Source organism: Paenibacillus sp. S02, assembly GCF_019454065.1.
Taxonomy (GTDB): Bacteria; Bacillota; Bacilli; order Paenibacillales; family Paenibacillaceae; genus Paenibacillus; species Paenibacillus polymyxa_B.
This window is the reverse complement of record NZ_CP073682.1, coordinates 4,939,989-4,959,286: the sequence shown is the minus strand read 5'-3', so window position 1 is coordinate 4,959,286 and position 19,298 is coordinate 4,939,989. Positions and strand designations below refer to the sequence as shown.

Genomic DNA, 19,298 nt, shown 5'->3' with positions numbered 1-19,298 from the left:
GGTGTTTAGATCAGGAGGAATAAAAAGGCGATTAAAGCCAGATCTAGTGCAAGCCCTGCCCTGTATCCATATCCGCCGTACCCACCGCGATAGCCTGCTCTGCCATTTCCATAACTACTATAGCCATTTCCAGCAAATCCGCCTGCGTCATAAGGAAAGGATGGACTCAGAGGTGCGTTGGGCGGCTTAATTAAGGCATTTAGTTTGGCAGAGGTATGAGCTTTGTTTTTAGGGTTCCTTTTTTTCTTTTTAGAGGAAATCTTTTTGGGGGTTTGTTTTCCTTTGTTACTGTAGCTCCCGGCATAGAGACTACCAGGAAAGGAGGGTGGATATCCGTTCAACATCAGCTTGCCTTTGCTACACCCACTTAAGATGCCGATGTGTCGTGTACCATCACGCATAACGGCACAGACCAGACGTCCACCATGAGGTGCCACATTAGCTTCATTTACAGGATAAATCGGAAACATGATTTCACCTCTTTTGGTGTAAGATGCATTGTGATCATAGTCTATTCTTACGGTGCCTACGATGTATGGTCGAACACCCAGTAGGCAGATGAATATTTTAGAAGGGCTTTGCCGTATTGCTGTGTGTATAAAACCTCTGACAACGGGAATGCTATTGATAGATTCATAGATTTCAATCCAGCCGAAAAAGAAAGTAATCAGAGCGTAGGTGTGGGAATCGGATGGTTGTGGAGCGGGGGGAACGATAATGTTAAAAGCAAAGCTGATTAAAAAGGGGATTCTTGCAATTTTGGTATTAGGAACGGTGCTGGTACTGGCTGGCTGGCGCTACGGAACCCTTCAGACAAACCGATATGATTCCCGTGAGGCAGAAACGGCTTTACGTTCATTGTTAATCATCTCAGACCAGGCCCCGGGTACGTTGGATAAGCTGGTTGTGAAGTGGCAAGGCGATTGGATTTCTAACCATGAAGAGCCGGCAGATGTGGCGGCACAGATAGCTGATCAGCTGAATATACCCACAGTAAACAAACTCGTAGAAAATGGACACACGGTTTATCGTTCTGTTCGTCATAGTGAGGATCTAAGAATCCGCTTAAATGTGATGGAACGTCGAACTGGACAATGGTATGTAGTTGTTCAACTGGAGAGCAACGATGCAGGATGTGAGCGGTTGATTCAGCTTCATAAGCTTTGTGCTGAGCAATTAAAATCTATGGGGATTCAAGCGCAGTGGAACACAGCCCTTCAGCGTTCGCTGCATACAAAGGAATCCAAAGATCAACTGTTGAAACTGACAGAGGCGAGCTTAGCAGAGAACATCTTCATGCAGGCCAAAGAAAGATATACGGATGCGACTACTGTGGCTATATCCTATGAAGCTCCAGAGCTGCCGTTAATGATTCAAAGCGGTGAGCATCAGGTCCAGATGCAGATGGCTGTACATGAAGATAGGGAGCAGCAGGATACACGTATAACGCTCGGTTTCCCGCTCATCACGATTGAATACTGACTTATAAGGTAAATTTATGATTCATCGGATAGCTTATCCATGTAGGATATGATAAAATATCATCAAATCTTTAGTTCCATGTTTTTCGAAAATCAAGTATGATCTTGTATAAATATACACAATACTACATGCGGATTTCGGGGATTGTGGATTGCGGAATCTTGACATGGGAAGAATGAGGTACTTCATGGCTGACATACCTGCTAAAGAATCTGTTGTGACGCAAGGCGCAGTTCTGTTTATTTTTGGCGCTACGGGCGATTTGGCTCGTCGCAAGCTTTTTCCTGCTATTTACAGCTTGTACCGCGAAGGCAAGCTTGCTGAAGATTTTGCCGTTATTGGTGTAGCAAGGCGTCCTCGCACAGAGGAAGAATTCCGTAATGACCTGTACGCTTCTATACAGGAGTTTAGTCGCTACAAAGCAGAAAATGATCAAGAATGGCAGGCATTTGCCGAGCATTTTGAATATAAATCGCTGGATATCAACAATGTCGAAGGGTTCCATGAGCTGAGACAGCAGACGGAGTCTATAGAAAGCAAGTTTAACATACCGGGAAATCGGTTGTTTTATTTGGCTTTGGCTCCTGAATTATTCGGAAGCGTGTCGAAGAGTTTGAAAGATGGCGGCATGATGGATGGAAAAGGATGGAATCGCCTAGTAATTGAGAAGCCATTCGGTTATAACCTCGAATCTGCACAAGAATTGAACGTTGAAATACGAGAAGTATTTGCCGAAGAAGAAATTTATCGGATTGATCACTATCTTGGCAAGGAAATGGTACAAAATATTGAGGTAATCCGCTTCGCGAACGCCTTCTTTGAACCACTGTGGAATAATAAGCATATTGCCAATGTGCAAATTACGCTTAGTGAAACGGTAGGGGTGGAGGAACGCGGAGGTTACTATGATCATTCCGGCGCCCTGCGGGATATGGGACAGAACCATATGTTGCAAATGCTAACGATGATTGCGATGGAACCACCTAGTCGTTTGTTGCCTGAGGATATCCGTGATGAAAAGGTAAAAGTGCTGCGTTCGCTGCGCCCTTTTGAAACGTCTGAGGATGTGAAAACCAATGTGGTACGTGGCCAATACACCGAAGGCAGTTATCGCGGTCAGCAGTTGCCAGGGTATCGCCAAGAAGACAAGGTTGATCCACAGTCGAACACAGAGACTTATTTTGCTTCACGCGTGTTTGTTGATAATTTCCGTTGGGCTGGCGTACCGTTCTATATTCGTACGGGCAAACGTCTCCCTGTAAAAACAACGGAGATTGTTGTGGAATTTAAGAGCATGCCAACGAACGTGTACCTCGGTCAAAAGCATAAGCTGGAACCGAACTTGCTCGTGATTCGGGTCAATCCAATGGAGGGCATTTACATTAAAATCAATGCCAAAAAACCCGGTTCGGAATCAGATATTGAGCCACTGGCTATGGATTTTTGCCAAAGCTGTATGGTGGGTATCAACTCACCGGAGGCTTATGAACGATTGCTGATGGATGCGATTGAGGGTGATTCGACGTACTTCACGCGTTGGGATGAGGTTGCCACGGCATGGGGATTCGTCGATCGAATCGCCAAAGCATGGCAGAAGACCCCGGATACGCTGGAAACCTATGCTGCAGGCTCATGGGGACCGGAAGGTGCTCACAAGCTATTGGAGCAGGATGGCTTCAAGTGGTGGCCGGTTAGCGGTCAGGATGAAGATAATGTCATCTGGCGAGTAGGCGGCGTTCAGTAATCCCGATTTGTCCTGCATCCCCCTATGTCCTGTTCAGGGCGTAAGGGGATGCTTTGCGTTCGGAGTGTGCTATAATAGCTTAGTCTCAGGTTTTCAGTTTGCAACTGATTATAAGTTAAAGGCAGGCTAAAACATGTAAATAGATCGTATTTATAATGAATATGGTAACGGAGTACGCCGAATACTGGAGCTAACGGCAATATAGCTGATAGAGCCGATGAACTTATGAAAACAGGCGTGCGTCATGGCCTTTTTATGAATAGCTTGAGCAGTAATGCAATGGATTTGATCATGAAGGGATATGTGAAATGAGTAAAACAACAGATATACTTCAACAGGAAGTCGACAAACGGCGTACGTTTGCGATTATTTCTCACCCGGATGCGGGTAAAACGACACTGACGGAAAAGCTGCTGCTGTTCGGGGGCGCGATTCGTCTTGCTGGTTCAGTTAAAGCGCGTAAAGCAAGCAAACACGCCACGAGTGACTGGATGGAGATTGAAAAACAGCGGGGGATCTCTGTAACATCCTCAGTAATGCAATTTGATTACAATGGTCACCGCATCAATATTCTGGACACCCCAGGTCACCAGGATTTCAGTGAAGACACGTATCGTACATTAACAGCAGCAGATAGTGCAGTCATGCTGATTGACGTAGCGAAAGGTGTGGAAGCGCAAACGATTAAGCTGTTTCAAGTTTGTGCGAAGCGTGGAATTCCGATTTTCACCTTCATTAACAAACTGGATCGTGAGGGACGCAGTCCTTTTGATTTGATGGAGGAGCTGGAGCAGGTGCTTGGCATCCGTTCGGTGCCTATGAATTGGCCGATTGGTACAGGACGCGAGCTGTGCGGTGTCTATGACCGTGTCAAAAATCAGGTCGAGCTGTTTCAGGGAGATGACCATTCCACGATCAAAGTACAAAAAGTGGAAGATTACAATGATCCGATCATTCGTGAGATGGCGGGCGATTATTTGCATGACCAATTATGCCAAGACTTGGAGTTGCTTGACGTCGCGGGGGACCCTTTTGACATGGAAAAAGTACAGCGCGGAGAATTAACACCTGTATTCTTCGGCAGTGCGATTAATAATTTTGGTGTACAAACATTTTTGGAAAACTTCCTTCAGCTTGCTCCTAAACCGGAGCCGCGCCGTAGTACAGCTGGGGAAATTGAGCCAACAAACGAAAAGTTTACCGGCTATGTATTTAAAATTCAAGCGAACATGAACCCGGCTCACCGTGACCGTATTGCATTTTTGCGTATTGTCTCTGGTAAGTTTCAACGCGGGATGAGTGTTAAGCATGTACGGATGGGCAAGGAGATTAAGCTGTCTCAGCCACAGCAGTTCCTGGCACAGGACCGTGATATTGTCGAGGAGGCTTTTCCTGGCGATATTATAGGATTGTTTGACCCAGGTATTTTCCGTATTGGTGATTCACTCAGCCAAGGTAGCGAGGTTGTGTTTGATGAATTGCCGACTTTTTCGCCTGAGATTTTTGCCAAGGTAACGGTGAAAAATGCCTTGAAGCACAAACAGTATCTGAAGGGTATTGACCAGTTGACCGAGGAAGGTATGATTCAGGTATTCCGTACGGTAAGCTTTGACGATACGCTATTGGGTGTTGTCGGGCAACTGCAATTTGAAGTATTTGAGTACCGCATGAAGGGTGAATATGGCGTTGATGTACAGCTTCAGCGTATGCCATTCCAATTTGCACGTTGGATTGTGGATGATCAGATTGATCCGAGCAAGTTCCGTATTAACTCTACGCTGGTAAAGGATAAGAAGGGCAATTATGTTGCCTTGTTCGAAAACGAGTATGCCATGCGTACGGCTATGGAGAAAAACCCGACAGCTAAGTTTTTGGAAATGGCTCCATAAGATTGAATAAGCAGGACAGTTTGATCTAAGTCATTTAGTGTATACAACGAATAGTCCACTCGATGTTAATGCGAGTGGACTATTCTCATTTTCGAATACGGGTAAAATAATGAGCACAATTAAATCGGAACAAAAAGTTAAATAGCTAGAGCTAGGTTAAAGGTACGGGTTTGATTTTATCGATTTGTTCATGTGCCAAATGGACGAAATCGTGCTGCTGGTTTGGACTCATATGCTTCCAAGCAATTTCAAGAATGACACCCAATCCAGGCAAAGCGGCCTCCGGTCCGTCCACTGACCCAATAATCATGTCCGTAAGATCAGCTTCTGATTTGCCGTGTACTTTGTGAACAATTGCTTGTCGTAAATCCATTGTAATGGGCATGTGTACCTCCCGTATGTTGTAGTAGTGGTCGAATGTATTATGGCTTGAGCTGTTGTCCAGTATACATGGAGAAGCATTTGGCATAAGTATGTCAAAATTTATGTTTGTAGCATGATATGCTATACTATGACGGATAGTATGGTGATCGGGAGGTAAAGAAGGAATGGCAAAAAAACAGTATGCGGTCATTGGCATGGGCCGTTTTGGTTCCAGTGTTGCCAGTGCGCTGAGTGAGATGGGTTTTGATGTACTGGCTATTGACTCGGACGAGCAGCGTACACAGGAAATGTCGAATATTGTGACGCATGCGGTATCTGCCGACTCGACGGATGAGGAAGCGCTGCGAGCGCTGGGTATCCGTAATTTTGACGTAATCGTAGTTGCGATTGGCGAAGATATACAGGCCAGTATTCTGACGACATTGATTCTCAAGGACATGGGCGTACCAGCCCTTGTGGTCAAGGCACAAAATGAATTGCACGGGAAAGTGCTGCAAAAAATAGGTGCGGATAAAGTCGTTTATCCTGAACGGGATATGGGGTTACGGGTAGCCCATCATTTGACATCTCCCAACATTTTGGATTATATCGAGCTGTCTAAGGACTACAGTATTTTGGAGATGAGAGCCGCCGATTCCATGATTGGCAAAAACCTGAAGGAGCTAGACATACGTGCACGCTTTGGCTGCAATGTGATGGCGATTCGTAGAAATCAGGAAATGAACATTTCACCTTATGCCGAAGATCGTCTGGAGCCGGGTGATGTACTGGTCATCGTGGGCCACAAGGATGATCTGACCAAGCTGGAGCTGGCATTTGCAGCCTAATGAAGGCTGATGTACAAGTACAAGTGATGCATCATTTATTTTTAAGAAACGGACAAAGAAACGGAAGGTTAAACGAATGGAAATCATTTCACCGAATAATGCGCGTGTAAAAGAGTGGGCGCAACTGCTGGAGAAAAAGCATCGCACACGGCAGCATAAATATATTGTCGAGGGTATTCATCTGGTGCAGGAAGCGCTGCGTTCGGACGCGGCTGTCGAAACCGTTGCCTATGATTTGGACAAGGGCATTCCCGCCGAGCTGAATGGCCTGGATCCAGCCGACCAGCCGGTGGAATGGGTTCCCGTGTCAGCGGCGGTCATTGCAAAATGCACCGATACAAAGACGCCGCAGTCGGTCTTTGCCATCGTGCGTAAGGAGGAGCGCAGCGCATTCCCGGCATTGCTGGAGCAGCCGGATGCACTGGTGATGGTGCTGGACGGGGTGCAGGACCCCGGCAATGTAGGCACCATCATCCGCAGCGCGGACGCTGCTGGAGCCGCAGGCGTAATATTGGGTCATGGCTGCGCCGACCTGTACAATCCCAAAACGATCCGCTCCACGATGGGATCGTTGTTTCACCTGCCAGTGATTGAAGGCAGTCTGGAGGAGCTTTTACCACAGGCCAAAAGCAAAGGTGCCCGACTGATCAGCACCTCGCTGGATGCGAGCTTGTCATGCTATACCATGGATTTGCGTGTTTCCACTTGGCTTGTGATCGGAAACGAAGGCCAAGGTATTTCTGCTGCTACCGCACGCATGGTGGATGAGTCGGTATTCATTCCGATGCAGGGGCAAGCGGAATCACTGAACGCAGCGATGGCTTCTACGGTGCTATTATTTGAGGCGATGAGACAACGAAACTAAGAGAATGAACACGGGGCTGCTGTGGTTTATAACATCAAATGAGACAAGTTATAGCACTAAATGAGACTGACATTTCCTTAAGAATCCAGTAACGGCGGGGATTTTGCTTAAGTATTCAAATGAGTTATCCTCAAAGGTGATTTATCTTGATGGAATTTTCGTATGAAAAACGACAGTCCATTTTTTATAACAAGAAGTAAGATAATCCTCTTTGAGGATATTCTTTTATTCAAGTACGTATTAGAGTTGCGACTTTTTTAGTGAGCAATTGCGTAATTCAAATTCAGTTTCAAAGTCATAACCAGGCCACAGCCAAAGTTCTTAAAACTATAGCCTGATTCTATAACAACAAGAGATGTATTGCTTGTATTAAGTCGTTTGAAGGTTGTCACATATGTAAAATATATTTTTGTCACTATTATAAATCCTGGTCGTCAAAAACTTTGATGACAGGATTTCTTTTTGGAGAATTATAGAAAATCATTGAAAAAAGAGTGAGACAAAATGGAATCAACCCGGCAATGCCAAATCTGCGCTGCTAAGTGTCATTTCCTCCGTTGTGGCAGATGTGGGTTCCTCTCCACAGGACGTCATGTACCAGGATTCATCATCTCTCACGTCTACATGTTGCAGCTCAGCCTCATCTACCGTTGTACCCAACCCGGAACTCGTTGATACGATTGAATTCATTGGAATAGATGGATTTTAACCTGAAAAATATCGAGGGAAAATCATTTTTTTCATCACTATATTGTACAACCGGTTGTCTATAAAGTGGGATGTAAACGAATACAACAATTGAATTCATCATGTTATTATGAATCCACAGCAAGAAAGAAGTTAATCCTGCTGAGTAAAAGGAAATATAAAACAATTTGCAAGGAGGATTTTTTCAACCCTTTGGGATTGGAAATGGATTTAAAACTAGCTTCGAAAACTAACATACCAGGAGGAATTAACATGTCAAATTCAAAAATTAAAATCGCCGTAGCTTGTGGAAGCGGAGTAGCAACTTCTACTATCGCAGCAGATGGAGTGAAAGAGGTATTAAAAGAAGCAGGAATTGAACATTACGATATCATTAAAACGAGTATGACGGAATTACCGAATATTATTGACAACGTCGATATTGTTCTGACAACTAATAATTTTAAAACCGATGAAAAGCCATATATGAACATCATGGGATTTGTAACCGGGCTTAATGAAGAAAAATTAAAAAATCAATTGGCTGAAAAACTGCTGGATTTAAAAAATAGTTAAGGTGGTAGATCATAATGGATACTGTGCATAATATTATTAAATCTATTACTGATATGGGAGCAACAGCTATTTTACCAATAATAATCACCGTATTAGGTCTAGTTTTTCGAATGAAAATTGGAAACGCTATCAAATCAGGCCTTTTAGTTGGGGTAGGCTTCTTAGGTTTAACATTAGTTGTTGGCTTGCTCAATTCCTCCCTAAAACCGGCAGTTGATTATTATGCAAAAATCGGTTCTGGATTTACAATTGCAGATATTGGATGGCCAGCTGTAGGGGCGGCATCTTGGGTGCCTCCTTTTGCAGCATTAGCAATTCCTCTTGGTTTAATTATTAATCTAGTATTAGTTCGACTTAGATGGACAAAAACGTTAAATGTGGATATATGGAATTACATGCATTTTCTAATTCCAGGAGCTTTGGCTTACTTTCTTTTTGACAGTTTCTGGTTAGGGTTGGTAGTAACATTGGTGATGTCTGTTATTGCTCTATTCGTTGGTGATTTAATTGCTTCAAAATGGCAAGAATACTTTGGTTTAGAAGGTACAACCTGCACAACTATTATTTATTCAGCTTGGGGTTATCCGATTGCCTGGCTGGTAAATAGAATCATTGATTTCATTCCTGGTTTAAATAAATTGGAGTTTTCTCTGAGTAAAATTAATAAAAAAATAGGCGTTCTCGGGGACCCAGTTATTATTGGATTTATTGTTGGATTAGTTTTAGGGGCAATTACTAAAAGACCTGTTACAGAGATAGTGACTATGGCCACAGGGATAGCTGGAGTTATGGTATTAATGCCTAAAGTTGTTGGAGTGATGATGGACGGGCTATCTCCAATTGGGAAATCGGCAAAAGACTTTATGATTAAACGCATGGGGAATAACTCCAATCTAAATGTGGGGATGGATATTGCGCTAGGCTTAGGCGATCCGACTACTATTACAACTACAGTCGTTTCTATTCCAATTGTTATGTTATTGGCACTCATTTTACCTGGAGTTCAGTTCTTTCCAATAGGACTGTTAATGTCTGTTACCTATATTTCTGTAATGTGTACGTTAACAAGTAAAGGAAATCTATTCCGTTCTATTGTGTCGACAGTAGTATTTTGTATTATCACATTTTATTTGGCAGGATTTGTTGCACCAGGTGCAACACAGATGCTAAACAGCGCAGGTGTCGAGTTAAAAGGTTTAGGGACAGATGTTACTTTTTCTGAGATATGGAACTTATTAATTTATTGGGTAAGCACTTTAGTTAAATAAAGACTAGAGAAGAGGAAAAATAATGAATCTGATTTTACCTTCAATATTTGCAGCAGATTTAATGAACTTAAAAAGTGAATGCGATGTTTTATATGAAGAAGGATTTCAAGTACTTCATGTAGATATGATGGACGGAAACTTCGTCCCTCATATCGCATTTGGACCAGAACAAATTAAAAATATAAAAAAACAAGTGAATATGAAATTAGATGTTCACATGATGGTATCAGCCCCAGAGCAGCATATAGCGAGTGTGTTGGACACTGGAGCAGAAATGATATCAGTTCACTATGAATCAACTCCTCATATTCGTTTTGTCATTGATCAGATTAAGCAACATGGAAGGAAAGCAGGGATCGTCATTAATCCTGGGACGGACACCTTTTTATTGAAACCTTTTCTAAACATCATTGACTATGTTCTAGTTATGTCGATCAATCCAGGAAGACCTAATCAAGTTTTTATGGAAGAAACGATTGATAGAATAAGAGAACTGAAAGTAATGATAGGTCAACGAGATATTCAGATCGAAGTTGATGGTGGAGTCGATGAGAGTATAGCTAGTCAATGTATCGAAGCTGGAGCATCTTTGGTTGTCATCGGATCATATTTATTTTCGAATAACAAAGCACATGTGAAGAATTTGAAAAGTCTAGAACATGGAGAGAGAAAGGATGAGAGAAAATGAAATCATTAAAACTGTATGGTGCCAGAGACATACGTTTTGGAGGAGCGGAAAAACCTCAAATACTGGATGGAAAAGATGTCATTGTAAAAATAAAAGCATGTGGCATTTGTGGATCTGATATCTCTCGATATAAAAAATTGGGTGCAGTCACACCTGGTCAGGTATGGGGACATGAATTTGCAGGTGTTGTAGAACAAGTTGGCGATCAAGTAACAGATCTAAAAGTTGGAGACCATGTTGCTGGATGTCCAGCACTAATTGAAGAAGATGATTATTATTATCGAGCAGGTCAACCAGCTAGAGCGAATTCATTGCATGCAATAGGTGCTAAGGAACCCGGTGGATTCGCCGAATACATTAAACTCCCAGAGAAGAATTTAGTTAAAGTACCTAATGATTTGGATTTCGAATCAGCTTCAATGGTAGAACCTTCTACTGTAGTTTTACATGGGTATTATCGAACCAATCTATCGGTGGGCGACGATGTGGTCATTGTTGGAGCAGGGGGAACCATTGGGTTGTTTGCTGTTCAATGGGCAAAAATATTTGGCGCGAAAAAAGTAATTGCGGTTGATATTGATGATGAAAAACTTCAAATTGCGAAGGAGTTAGGCGCCGATTATACGATAAATTCTCTGAATGAAGATGTTCTGACAAAGGTCGCTGAATATACGGATGGCATGAATGCAGATATTGTAGTTGAAGCAGCTGGAACGCCCCATACAGCAGCAACTGTGTTTGGTTACGCCAAAAAAGGCGGCGGAGTTGTGTTCCTAGGTATCCCTTATGCAGACGTTGCGATGGAAAGATTTTATTTTGAAAAAATCCTAAGAAGTGAGTTAACCGTGTGGGGATCATGGAGTTGTGTATCCGCACCATTCCCAGGTAAGGAATGGGCAACGACTGTTCACTTTATGCACAATAACAGATTAAATACTAAAAAAATGATTACACATCGTATACCGCTTGAAGAAGGTTCAGAAATGTTTGAACGATTAATGGAAAGAAAAGAACTTATCGGCAAGGTAATCATGTATCCAGAAAGCTGAAGGTGAACTTATGGACAAATTAATTAAACAAATGGAAGTCATTATGAAAGAATTAGAAAGAAGTATTTCCTTAATGAATGTTGGTGAAAGTGAACAAATTCTGCAAGTCTTGTATAATACAAAGCGGATTTTCCTTGCTGGTTCAGGGAGATCAGGTTTAGCGATCCGTGCTTTCGCTAATCGACTGTTGCACTTAGGTAAAACGGTTTATATTGTTGGTGATATTACTACTCCAAGCATTCAAGCAGAGGATATTTTATTTATTGGTTCTGGTTCAGGAGAAACCGCTGGTCTAATAGTAAATGCAAAAAAAGCAAAGCAATCAGGAGCAAAGGTAATTCTTAATACAACGAATTCGCAGTCCACTTTGGGGAAACTAGCTGATTACATGCTTTTAATTAATGTTGACAATAAAGAAACGGATACTGATTTAATGGAATCTTCTATTCAACCAATGGGATCGGCATTTGAGCAATTAAGTCTTCTTTTGTATGATGCGATTGTTTTGGAATGGGTAGCTAATTTTAATGAAACCTATGATGACATGAAATTAAGACATGCTAATTTGGAATAAACGTTTGATTTGGAGGCAGAACAAAATTTCGATTCTTCACAGAGCGCCTCCAAGAGCAAAGATTAAATTGAGTAATTTGAATACGACCTAAACTTGAAGCCTCTTATATAATCCTCTGGAGCTGTCAATATTATTATTAACAAGGAAGGAGGAGAGAGAGCCATGCAGCTTGATGATAGAAGCAGCAGCTTGCTGCAAGAATTGTTATCAAATCCAAGTGTGAAGAGTAAGAACTTGGAACATAAGTATGGTTTAAGCCGCAGGCAAATCAGTTACAGCCTTGAAAAAATCAATGACTGGTTAGAGGGCCAACGCCTACCAAAAATTGAACGGAATAAACAGGGTGTTTTTATTGTTGATGCTACTCTCTTCTCTGCTGTGCCTAATGAAGTAAACAAGCCTTCGACAAAAAAGTATATTTTTTCTGAAGCAGAGCGAGTAGAACTTATTATTCTGATCCTACTGAGTCGTAGTGAAGAATTATCTTTATTTCATTTTACCAGTTCCATTTACGTAAGCAAGAATACCATACTAAATGATCTAAAAGCAGCACAAGAATTAGTCGAACCTTATGATCTTAGTATCCGTTATTCCCGGTTATCTGGTTACTCAATTGAGGGTGTTGAATTTCAAAAAAGAAAGTTATTGATTGATGTCGTTAACAAAATTCATCACATGTACAATGGGGAAAAATGGGTTCAACAGTTAGCAGAGATCACTGAAAAAGAAGTGCAACAGATTCATGAACGTCTTGAAAAGATTGAAAGCCATCTGAGCTTGAAATTTACAGATGATAAGATGAAAACTTTGCCGCATATCCTACTGATCTTGCTGCGAAGAATCAAACTTGGGAAAACAATAAATTCCTTTCATATTAGCTATGAAGAATTATCGGATACCAAGGAGTACCAAGCGGTTCAAGAACTACTATCGGATTTGGTGCATATCCCGACCGAGGAAAGATTATTCATAACGCTGCAAATTCTTACGACGAATGTTTCCTCATCTGAGCTCCTTGGGGAAGACATTGTATCAGATTTAAATCAGGCATTGAAAAAGATGCTGGAGCGATTCGAGAAAATGTCCTGCATCCCCTTACAAGACAAAAAGCAGTTGTTGCATATGATCATGCTGCATATAAAACCTGCATATTATCGCATTAAATACAAACTTACTATTACTAATCCACTACAAGAAACAATTAATAGTGAATTCATAGAACTGCACCACCTTGTAAAAAAGTCAGCAAAACCTTTAGCTGATTACATTGGCTGTGATATTCCAGATAGTGAATGCACTTATTTAACGATGCTGATAGGCGGTTGGTTAACAAAGCAAGGAGACAGCATTCTGAGTAAAACAAAAGCAGTAGTGGTTTGCGCTAACGGAGTATCCGTTTCTAAGCTTTTACTCATTACTTTGAATGATTTATTTCCTGAATTCATTTTTCTGGATTCCTTATCTGTGAGAGAATTCAAGATGTATGATTTGGAATATGACATTGTTTTTTCTTCCGTATATCTGCAAACGAACAAACGACTATTTATAGTTAAGCCAATATTACAAAAGGAAGAAAAGATCTCTCTACGAAAACAAGTGATGGAATTATTGCATGGATTCACTCCATCTGAATTAAGTTTGAAAAATATTCTGGAGATCGTTGAGAAATATGCAACCGTTCAGAACAGGCAACTTCTTGCAAAGGAATTACAACACTACTTTACAAGCCATCACTCGTTGTCTTTCAAATCACAACCCGAATTACAAAAGACAAATTTGCATGACCTGATAACGCCGGAAAATATTACATTGCTTCCTTCAGTATCATCTTGGGAAGAGGCTATACGATTAGGGGCGCTACCGCTGCTGCTTCAAGGGAGTATCCAACCTTCTTATGTAGAAGCTATGATCCAACATTACGATGTGGAAGATCCGTATATCATTATTAGCCCAAATGTGGCAATTCCTCATGATAGTCCCGAAAGTGGCGTAAACGAAGTAGCTATGAGCTTGCTCCGTTTAGAGCAAGGCGTTGAATTTGCAAGAAATAGGCCGATAAACATCGTTATTATCATAGCCGCTGTCGATAAACAACAGCACTTAAGGGCATTGGTTCAGTTAATGAAACTTGTTGAAAGTAAAGATGATTGTGAAGCTATCATTCAAGCCCAAAGTGCAATGGATATCCATAGTATCATCAAAAAATATGGTACGGATTAATAAAAAGATATCTATGTTTTCCGATTTTTATAAAAGGGAGTAATTATTATGAGCGCAAAAACGATAAATGGACTCGTGTTTGATCAGGATTTAATTCAACTGCACGCACGTTACGATTCGAGGGAAGAGCTTATCAAAAGCTTTGGAAAAAAGATAGAAGAGAAAAATTATGCCAAAAAAGGATATACAGAATCATTGCTTCAACGTGAAATCGAATATCCGACCGGAATCAACATGGGGACAATTGGTATAGCAATTCCACATACAAATAAAGAATTCGTTAACGAAACTGCTATTGCCGTTGCAGTTTTAGATAATAGCATAGAGTTCGAGGATATGGGGGGATCAGATGAAACTGTCAACGCAGAAATCGTGATGGTACTTGTAGTAAAAAATCCTAAGATGCACATCTCATTTTTAAAGAACTTAACAAGTTTGTTTCAAGAAGAAAAATTCGTTAAACGTTTTCAAAATGCAACTAATCCTGCCGAGATCGAGGAAATACTCTTGAAGTTGCTTTAATAGAGACACATAAAATAATGTTGTAAAATTAATTAAATTTGTTGATGGGATCGGATATGAAATTGCGACATATAACAATGATGGAAAACTGGATTTACAGCCAAATAGTTTGAACAATAAATTAGTTATTGACACAAAAGATAAACTTATAAAGAAGGATACTTTGGGCTCAATGTATGGGATACAACGGCTTTTTTTAATGAAGTTAAAGTGAAACTAAACATAAAGATGAATGGTTAAGAAAAGTTAAATAATGATATTTGTATCTCTATGGCTCTATGGATTTAGTTTGTGTCGCTGCACAGCGACACAAACTTTTTTTAATTATTTGGTCCATTATCAGAGACAGAATACTTAATCCTGTTTGGTTCAATGTACATCGACACAAAGTTTCCAATCAAAACTACCTTATAAAATCCAAGCTTAAGCAGGAAATTTGCAGAAACGGTTATGATTGAAGACGATACCTTCTATATATGGGGTGAAGAATACATTGTAAGCAAAATATCAAGTGAGAAAGGCATAAAGTTGGAAGAGCAATTTTTGTTTGTATTTAATCGAATTGAACAAACCAAACATAACTTAATGATGGGGGCATTATCAATGAATAAGGAAGATGAGAAATTACTGCAATATTATCTGGAACTCAAAGGTCCGAATGCGGGGGAATGGAACTCTTCTCCACAGTGCCTTCACACACAGTTGGTGACAAGAGATTACGTAAAGAAGACATTCGATATTTTTGATGAAATCCAAGTATGTAATGTTGGTATCGGAACTGGAGATTGGGACGATTACCTTGGATATTGGCTTAAGGGAAGAGGTGGTTTAACTAGCATTGATATTGACGAAAGTATTTGCGAGATATTTGAGTATAGACAACAGAGGGAGCAGCATCCGAATCCATCAAAAGTTTTATGCAGGAGCATATTCGATTCCGTTTTTCATCAGCAAAATCAGAAAATAATCAGGCTAAGTGTAAATTGACTTACTGCAACCACTCTATTTGTATAGGCTTGGTTGCACAATCTTTGGTACTTCGCGAATAATTTTTTCTTTCATTTGCGATATAAAAGTTTTCATTTGTAAAGTGATTATATATATTCTTACCTTCAGTCAGTCATTTTCATTGACCTATCAATTATAAGGACGCGATGCTCTCGCTTCATTTTATTAATCGAGAGCAACAGGGATGCGCATCATAAATAATAAATTTGAATTTTCACCAAGCTTTCCGTCATTCATTGGAAGGTGCCCTGATCGGTAGCATCTTTCCAATGAATGACGGACCTCTACATAAAAAGGTGTCCAGTCGACCTTAGAGATCGTGGGACACCTTTTGCTGTTTTTACGCTTCATTCCTTGATTCAACCTTGCGCTACGAAACGATTAACTTCTTCCAACGACGGCAAGGCAGCAATCGCTCCAACTTTAGTGCACACGATGGCGCCGACTTGATTGGCAAGTGTCACAAATTCCTGCTGCTGCTTCGCGTTGAAGGTAAATGCCTTAGGCTGACTCAGCTGGCTGATTTGATACAGCATTGCTCCGACGAAGGCATCTCCGGCACCAGTAGAGTCGATCGATTTGACAGCAATACTGCCGATTAACGAACGGGAGGCACCACTTGAGATGAGGGTTCCTTCTTTCCCCAAGGTAACTGCCACCGTCTTGGCTCCCAACCCATGCAAAAGATCCAATGAAGCATCGCGGTCAGCTAGCCCTGTAATGATGTTTAATTCCTCTTCTGGATAGTGTGATAAATTCCTCCAGCCTGCCGGGTCCATTCTCTATCAATGTCCTGCAGAGACAGCTGACGGTCAGCTCCGCGATTGAACACGAAATCCCGTTCGCCGTTAGCGGTAAGGGAAACAAAGGCCAGTGTAGTCGGAGTTGCCGGATCAAAAAGGAGCATGGACGTATCCACATGGTGCTCATCCAGAAAGGCTGAAACAAAAAAAGGTGGGATCTCAAACAGTTATTATAGGGAGACATACAGGCCTCAATTTCATTATTCTCCTGAGAAAAATTGGATGAACGATCCTAACGACTTGGTTTACTATGAGGGAGAGTACCACCTGTTCTACCAGCATACGCCCCATGATACGCGGCCTGACTTTGGTCGCATGCATTGGGGAGAACTCCCACCGACAATTCTGCCTGGAGAGGACGGAGCGAGCTTCTCGGGAAGTGCGGTGGTAGATAAGAACAGTACAAGCTGATTTTTCAACGAAGAAGGATCAGGCTTGATTGCAATTTATATGATGAGGGCAATCGAAAAACGTTTGAGCAGATCTTTTCATTGGACATCAGATACCTATAATCTTGGGAGGTACCCAAGTCAGAATGCTGGACTGTACTAGATCTTGTTGAAGAGCATTAAAGACTACTCCAACTCAATTGAAAATTGATACAACCATTCGTCAATGCTGTGGTCAGGTACATTTAAAGCACGGTAGGTCGCTGGAACATCCGGGTATCCCCCTACATCTTCCTGACTATCAATTATCTTTCCTCGACCCGTCAGAAAATCAGAGATAATTCGTTGATCTGTTGCATCCCGGTCCTTTGGCCTTGCTCCTGCATGCTCAGTGACCTCCTTTACTACTTCTGAGGCAGCTAGTGCTTCAAGTCCTTCAACCCAAACAGGTGGATTGTCAAGTTCCTTGATTCCGCCAAAAGTCAGCGGGACTGACTTGCCATTACGGTCATAAGCAAGATTATCTTTGAGATAAGCCCAGCCGCTTTTACTGTTCGTTCCGACCATTCCTAACCCTTTAATCGTATCTACTCCATGCCGCATGTAATTCCCGACGATACTGACTCTAGGGCCTTCCGGTTTGATCCCCGTATCCGTCCATTCATTCTCCACGAATCCGAGTCGAATTGCCCATTTTCCTGGATTATAAATGACATTGTTAACAATTACGCCCGTCGAGAATGCTTTGAACCACGGATTACGTTCCATGTTATGGGCATAAAGGTTTCCGATGACTGCCACGTCCTGGACGTAATCATGAACGAGCGTGCCCATGGAATGGGGGCCCTTCTCATGAACGGAATTATACAGGCCTTCGGCGATAATACTATTACTGAGTGTTACACGGTGGGTAGTCGCCTTGGTTCCGCTGGTACGAGGACCTGAGAAGGACATGTTCTCATCCACTCCCCAAGAAAAGGAGCAATGGTCAATGACAATGTTATAAGCGGAGGCTCCGTAAGTGGATACATCTGGTTCAAAGCCTGCACCTTGAGTGCTGTCCCCGTTGCCCATCCGAAACCGGACGTGCTGCATCAACACATCATGCGTTCTGATCTGCATACCTCCCTGGATGAATGTAATGCCAGGGGAGGGAGCCGTTTGACCTGCGATGGTCACGTAGGGTTCTCTTAGCTCAAGACGCTCCTTTTCTAGATTTATGACACCGCCGACTTCAAATACAATAATCCGCGGTCCCTTGGTTTCTAATGCCGCACGAAATGAGCCTTGCCCGTCATTGTTCAGGTTGGTCACTTTGATTATTTTTCCGCCCCGGCCTGCTGAAGTGTCAGTCCCGTATCCCACGGCTCCCGGGAACACCGGTTGTGCTCCGGCTTCACCCGCTGTTACAGCCCCCATCATCCATATCCACAACAACAACATACATAAGCCTACCTTCCATCCTTGTTGCAAACAGCTTCGTACATCCATTTAGGATATTCCTCCTTTTTTATTATACTAATGATATTATATATATATCCTAATATAACTTTTTTTGAGATTCGTTCCAACTATTTTAGCGCAAAAAGATTATAAACCAGCCACTAATGTCGATTTTGTGTTTTCTATAAAACTAAAAATACCTATCAACTTAATGCTGCTGGTAGGGTATTTACTATCCCAAGCGCTTGGGATTACTCCGTAGTAACGGACGATTGGGTAGGCGTAACTGGAGTTTGCCCCTTAGAATCAACCGCAGATCGGATCTAGAAAAATATGAAGATCACATTACAGAAAGTGCATAAATAAAGGGACTGCTCTCAGAGTGGAAAAACTTATACTCATAAGGAGCCGCGATAATCGCAGTTTTTTGATTTAGCGTTATAAATCTTGTCCAGACCCATGGACAGGGACATAAGTTAAAAACCAATTTGCTATTGCTCAATTTTTTTGAAAATATAAAATTTCCAAAAGGTGAGTTTGAAATTAAGTTTGAAGAAAACTTGATGCATCAAATATTATCACAGGGCTCTATCTATGAAAAATTTGGAAACAGACGGATATCTAGTCGGTTATTACAACTATCAATTAAGAAAGGTCACTATTGTTTGTAATAGTGATGCATTAAATGACTCAAAGCAAAGTAGGAATAGATTTCATAGGGGCACAGAAGGTATGAAAATTTGGCTTTAGGAAGAATGGACACGGAAAAAAGATATTATGTGAGGGAGTAGTACTTTGTTCCATATGTATCATCTAAAATGAGTATGCTTGATCGTAGTCAAATGAAATAATTTCACTGATAAATTTATTCGCTGTCCAA

At 41.6% G+C, this 19,298-nt stretch carries 18 protein-coding genes and 2 pseudogenes; 14 read left to right on the top strand and 6 right to left on the bottom strand.

The features are described from left to right. Positions 1-5: 5 nt before the first annotated feature. Positions 6-470 (bottom strand): hypothetical protein, encoded by a 465-nt coding sequence (locus KAI36_RS22075; RefSeq protein WP_220026042.1) that lies wholly within the window; start codon positions 468-470, stop codon positions 6-8. A gap of 247 nt (positions 471-717) precedes the next feature. Between KAI36_RS22075 and KAI36_RS22070 the strand changes: the two genes are divergently transcribed. From KAI36_RS22070 to KAI36_RS22060, 3 genes are all read left to right on the top strand, one after another. Continuing rightward, positions 718-1,482 carry a YwmB family TATA-box binding protein gene (locus tag KAI36_RS22070; protein WP_220026041.1) on the top strand — a complete coding sequence of 255 codons (765 nt, stop codon included), beginning with the start codon at positions 718-720 and terminating at the stop codon, positions 1,480-1,482. A gap of 187 nt (positions 1,483-1,669) precedes the next feature. Next, complete coding sequence (gene zwf, locus KAI36_RS22065) at positions 1,670-3,226, top strand: glucose-6-phosphate dehydrogenase (RefSeq protein WP_220026036.1); 1,557 nt, start codon at positions 1,670-1,672, stop codon at positions 3,224-3,226. Positions 3,227-3,534: 308 nt separating this feature from the next. After that, positions 3,535-5,115, top strand: a complete 1,581-nt coding sequence (locus KAI36_RS22060) for a peptide chain release factor 3 (RefSeq protein ID WP_220026035.1) — start codon at positions 3,535-3,537, stop codon at positions 5,113-5,115. Positions 5,116-5,266: 151 nt separating this feature from the next. On the opposite strand, the gene KAI36_RS22055 is transcribed toward KAI36_RS22060, so the two are convergent. After that, entirely contained in the window at positions 5,267-5,500 is a 234-nt protein-coding gene (locus tag KAI36_RS22055) for a small acid-soluble spore protein SspI (protein ID WP_016819939.1), read from the bottom strand. 160 nt (positions 5,501-5,660) lie between these two features. On the opposite strand from KAI36_RS22055, the pseudogene KAI36_RS22050 reads away from it, so the two are divergent. Together KAI36_RS22050 and KAI36_RS22045 are read left to right on the top strand one after the other, a co-directional pair. After that, positions 5,661-6,326 (top strand): annotated as a pseudogene (locus tag KAI36_RS22050) (potassium channel family protein); the annotation flags it as partial. 76 nt (positions 6,327-6,402) lie between these two features. Then, positions 6,403-7,191, top strand: a complete 789-nt coding sequence (locus KAI36_RS22045) for a TrmH family RNA methyltransferase (RefSeq protein ID WP_220026034.1) — start codon at positions 6,403-6,405, stop codon at positions 7,189-7,191. A gap of 510 nt (positions 7,192-7,701) precedes the next feature. Here KAI36_RS22045 and KAI36_RS22040 read toward each other — a convergent pair. Continuing rightward, positions 7,702-7,881 (bottom strand): hypothetical protein, encoded by a 180-nt coding sequence (locus tag KAI36_RS22040; RefSeq protein WP_220026033.1) that lies wholly within the window; start codon positions 7,879-7,881, stop codon positions 7,702-7,704. A gap of 270 nt (positions 7,882-8,151) precedes the next feature. Here KAI36_RS22040 and KAI36_RS22035 point away from each other — a divergent pair, with 270 nt between their 5' ends. The 8 genes from KAI36_RS22035 to KAI36_RS27485 all read left to right on the top strand — a co-directional run bounded on the left by KAI36_RS22035 (position 8,152) and on the right by KAI36_RS27485 (position 15,762). Next, positions 8,152-8,454: a PTS sugar transporter subunit IIB gene (locus tag KAI36_RS22035; RefSeq protein ID WP_034095039.1), complete on the top strand. Its 303-nt coding sequence runs from the start codon at positions 8,152-8,154 to the stop codon at positions 8,452-8,454. Between the two features lie 14 nt (positions 8,455-8,468). Beyond that, the gene (locus KAI36_RS22030) at positions 8,469-9,722 is read left to right on the top strand and encodes a PTS transporter subunit IIC (protein WP_023988790.1); all 1,254 of its coding nucleotides are present in this window, start codon (positions 8,469-8,471) and stop codon (positions 9,720-9,722) included. A 22-nt stretch (positions 9,723-9,744) separates the two neighbouring features. Then, positions 9,745-10,410, top strand: coding sequence for a ribulose-phosphate 3-epimerase (gene rpe, locus KAI36_RS22025; RefSeq protein ID WP_053325504.1), 666 nt, complete (start codon positions 9,745-9,747; stop codon positions 10,408-10,410). Further along, a complete protein-coding gene (locus KAI36_RS22020) occupies positions 10,407-11,459 on the top strand; it encodes a galactitol-1-phosphate 5-dehydrogenase (protein WP_220026032.1) in 1,053 nt (350 codons plus the stop codon). The genes rpe and KAI36_RS22020 overlap by 4 nt, the downstream gene beginning before the upstream one ends. A gap of 10 nt (positions 11,460-11,469) precedes the next feature. Next, positions 11,470-12,033 (top strand): 6-phospho-3-hexuloisomerase, encoded by a 564-nt coding sequence (gene hxlB / locus KAI36_RS22015; protein ID WP_025722481.1) that lies wholly within the window; start codon positions 11,470-11,472, stop codon positions 12,031-12,033. 162 nt (positions 12,034-12,195) lie between these two features. Further along, positions 12,196-14,253, top strand: coding sequence for a BglG family transcription antiterminator (locus tag KAI36_RS22010; protein WP_220026031.1), 2,058 nt, complete (start codon positions 12,196-12,198; stop codon positions 14,251-14,253). 48 nt (positions 14,254-14,301) lie between these two features. Then, the gene (locus KAI36_RS22005; protein WP_025722483.1) at positions 14,302-14,775 is read left to right on the top strand and encodes a PTS sugar transporter subunit IIA; all 474 of its coding nucleotides are present in this window, start codon (positions 14,302-14,304) and stop codon (positions 14,773-14,775) included. Positions 14,776-15,225: 450 nt separating this feature from the next. Beyond that, positions 15,226-15,762 carry a hypothetical protein gene (locus tag KAI36_RS27485; RefSeq protein ID WP_258298158.1) on the top strand — a complete coding sequence of 179 codons (537 nt, stop codon included), beginning with the start codon at positions 15,226-15,228 and terminating at the stop codon, positions 15,760-15,762. A gap of 380 nt (positions 15,763-16,142) precedes the next feature. On the opposite strand, the gene KAI36_RS21995 is transcribed toward KAI36_RS27485, so the two are convergent. Continuing rightward, complete coding sequence (locus KAI36_RS21995; protein ID WP_220026029.1) at positions 16,143-16,562, bottom strand: carbohydrate kinase family protein; 420 nt, start codon at positions 16,560-16,562, stop codon at positions 16,143-16,145. Next, positions 16,511-16,702, bottom strand: a complete 192-nt coding sequence (locus KAI36_RS21990; RefSeq protein WP_220026028.1) for a hypothetical protein — start codon at positions 16,700-16,702, stop codon at positions 16,511-16,513. The genes KAI36_RS21995 and KAI36_RS21990 overlap by 52 nt, the downstream gene beginning before the upstream one ends. On the opposite strand from KAI36_RS21990, the pseudogene KAI36_RS27480 reads away from it, so the two are divergent. Next, positions 16,689-16,994, top strand: a pseudogene (locus KAI36_RS27480) (hypothetical protein); the annotation flags it as partial. The gene KAI36_RS21990 and the pseudogene KAI36_RS27480 overlap by 14 nt on opposite strands. A 167-nt stretch (positions 16,995-17,161) precedes the next feature. On the opposite strand, the gene KAI36_RS21980 reads toward KAI36_RS27480, so the two are convergent. Then, positions 17,162-18,466: a pectate lyase family protein gene (locus tag KAI36_RS21980; protein ID WP_220026027.1), complete on the bottom strand. Its 1,305-nt coding sequence runs from the start codon at positions 18,464-18,466 to the stop codon at positions 17,162-17,164. Positions 18,467-19,298: the final 832 nt, after the last annotated feature.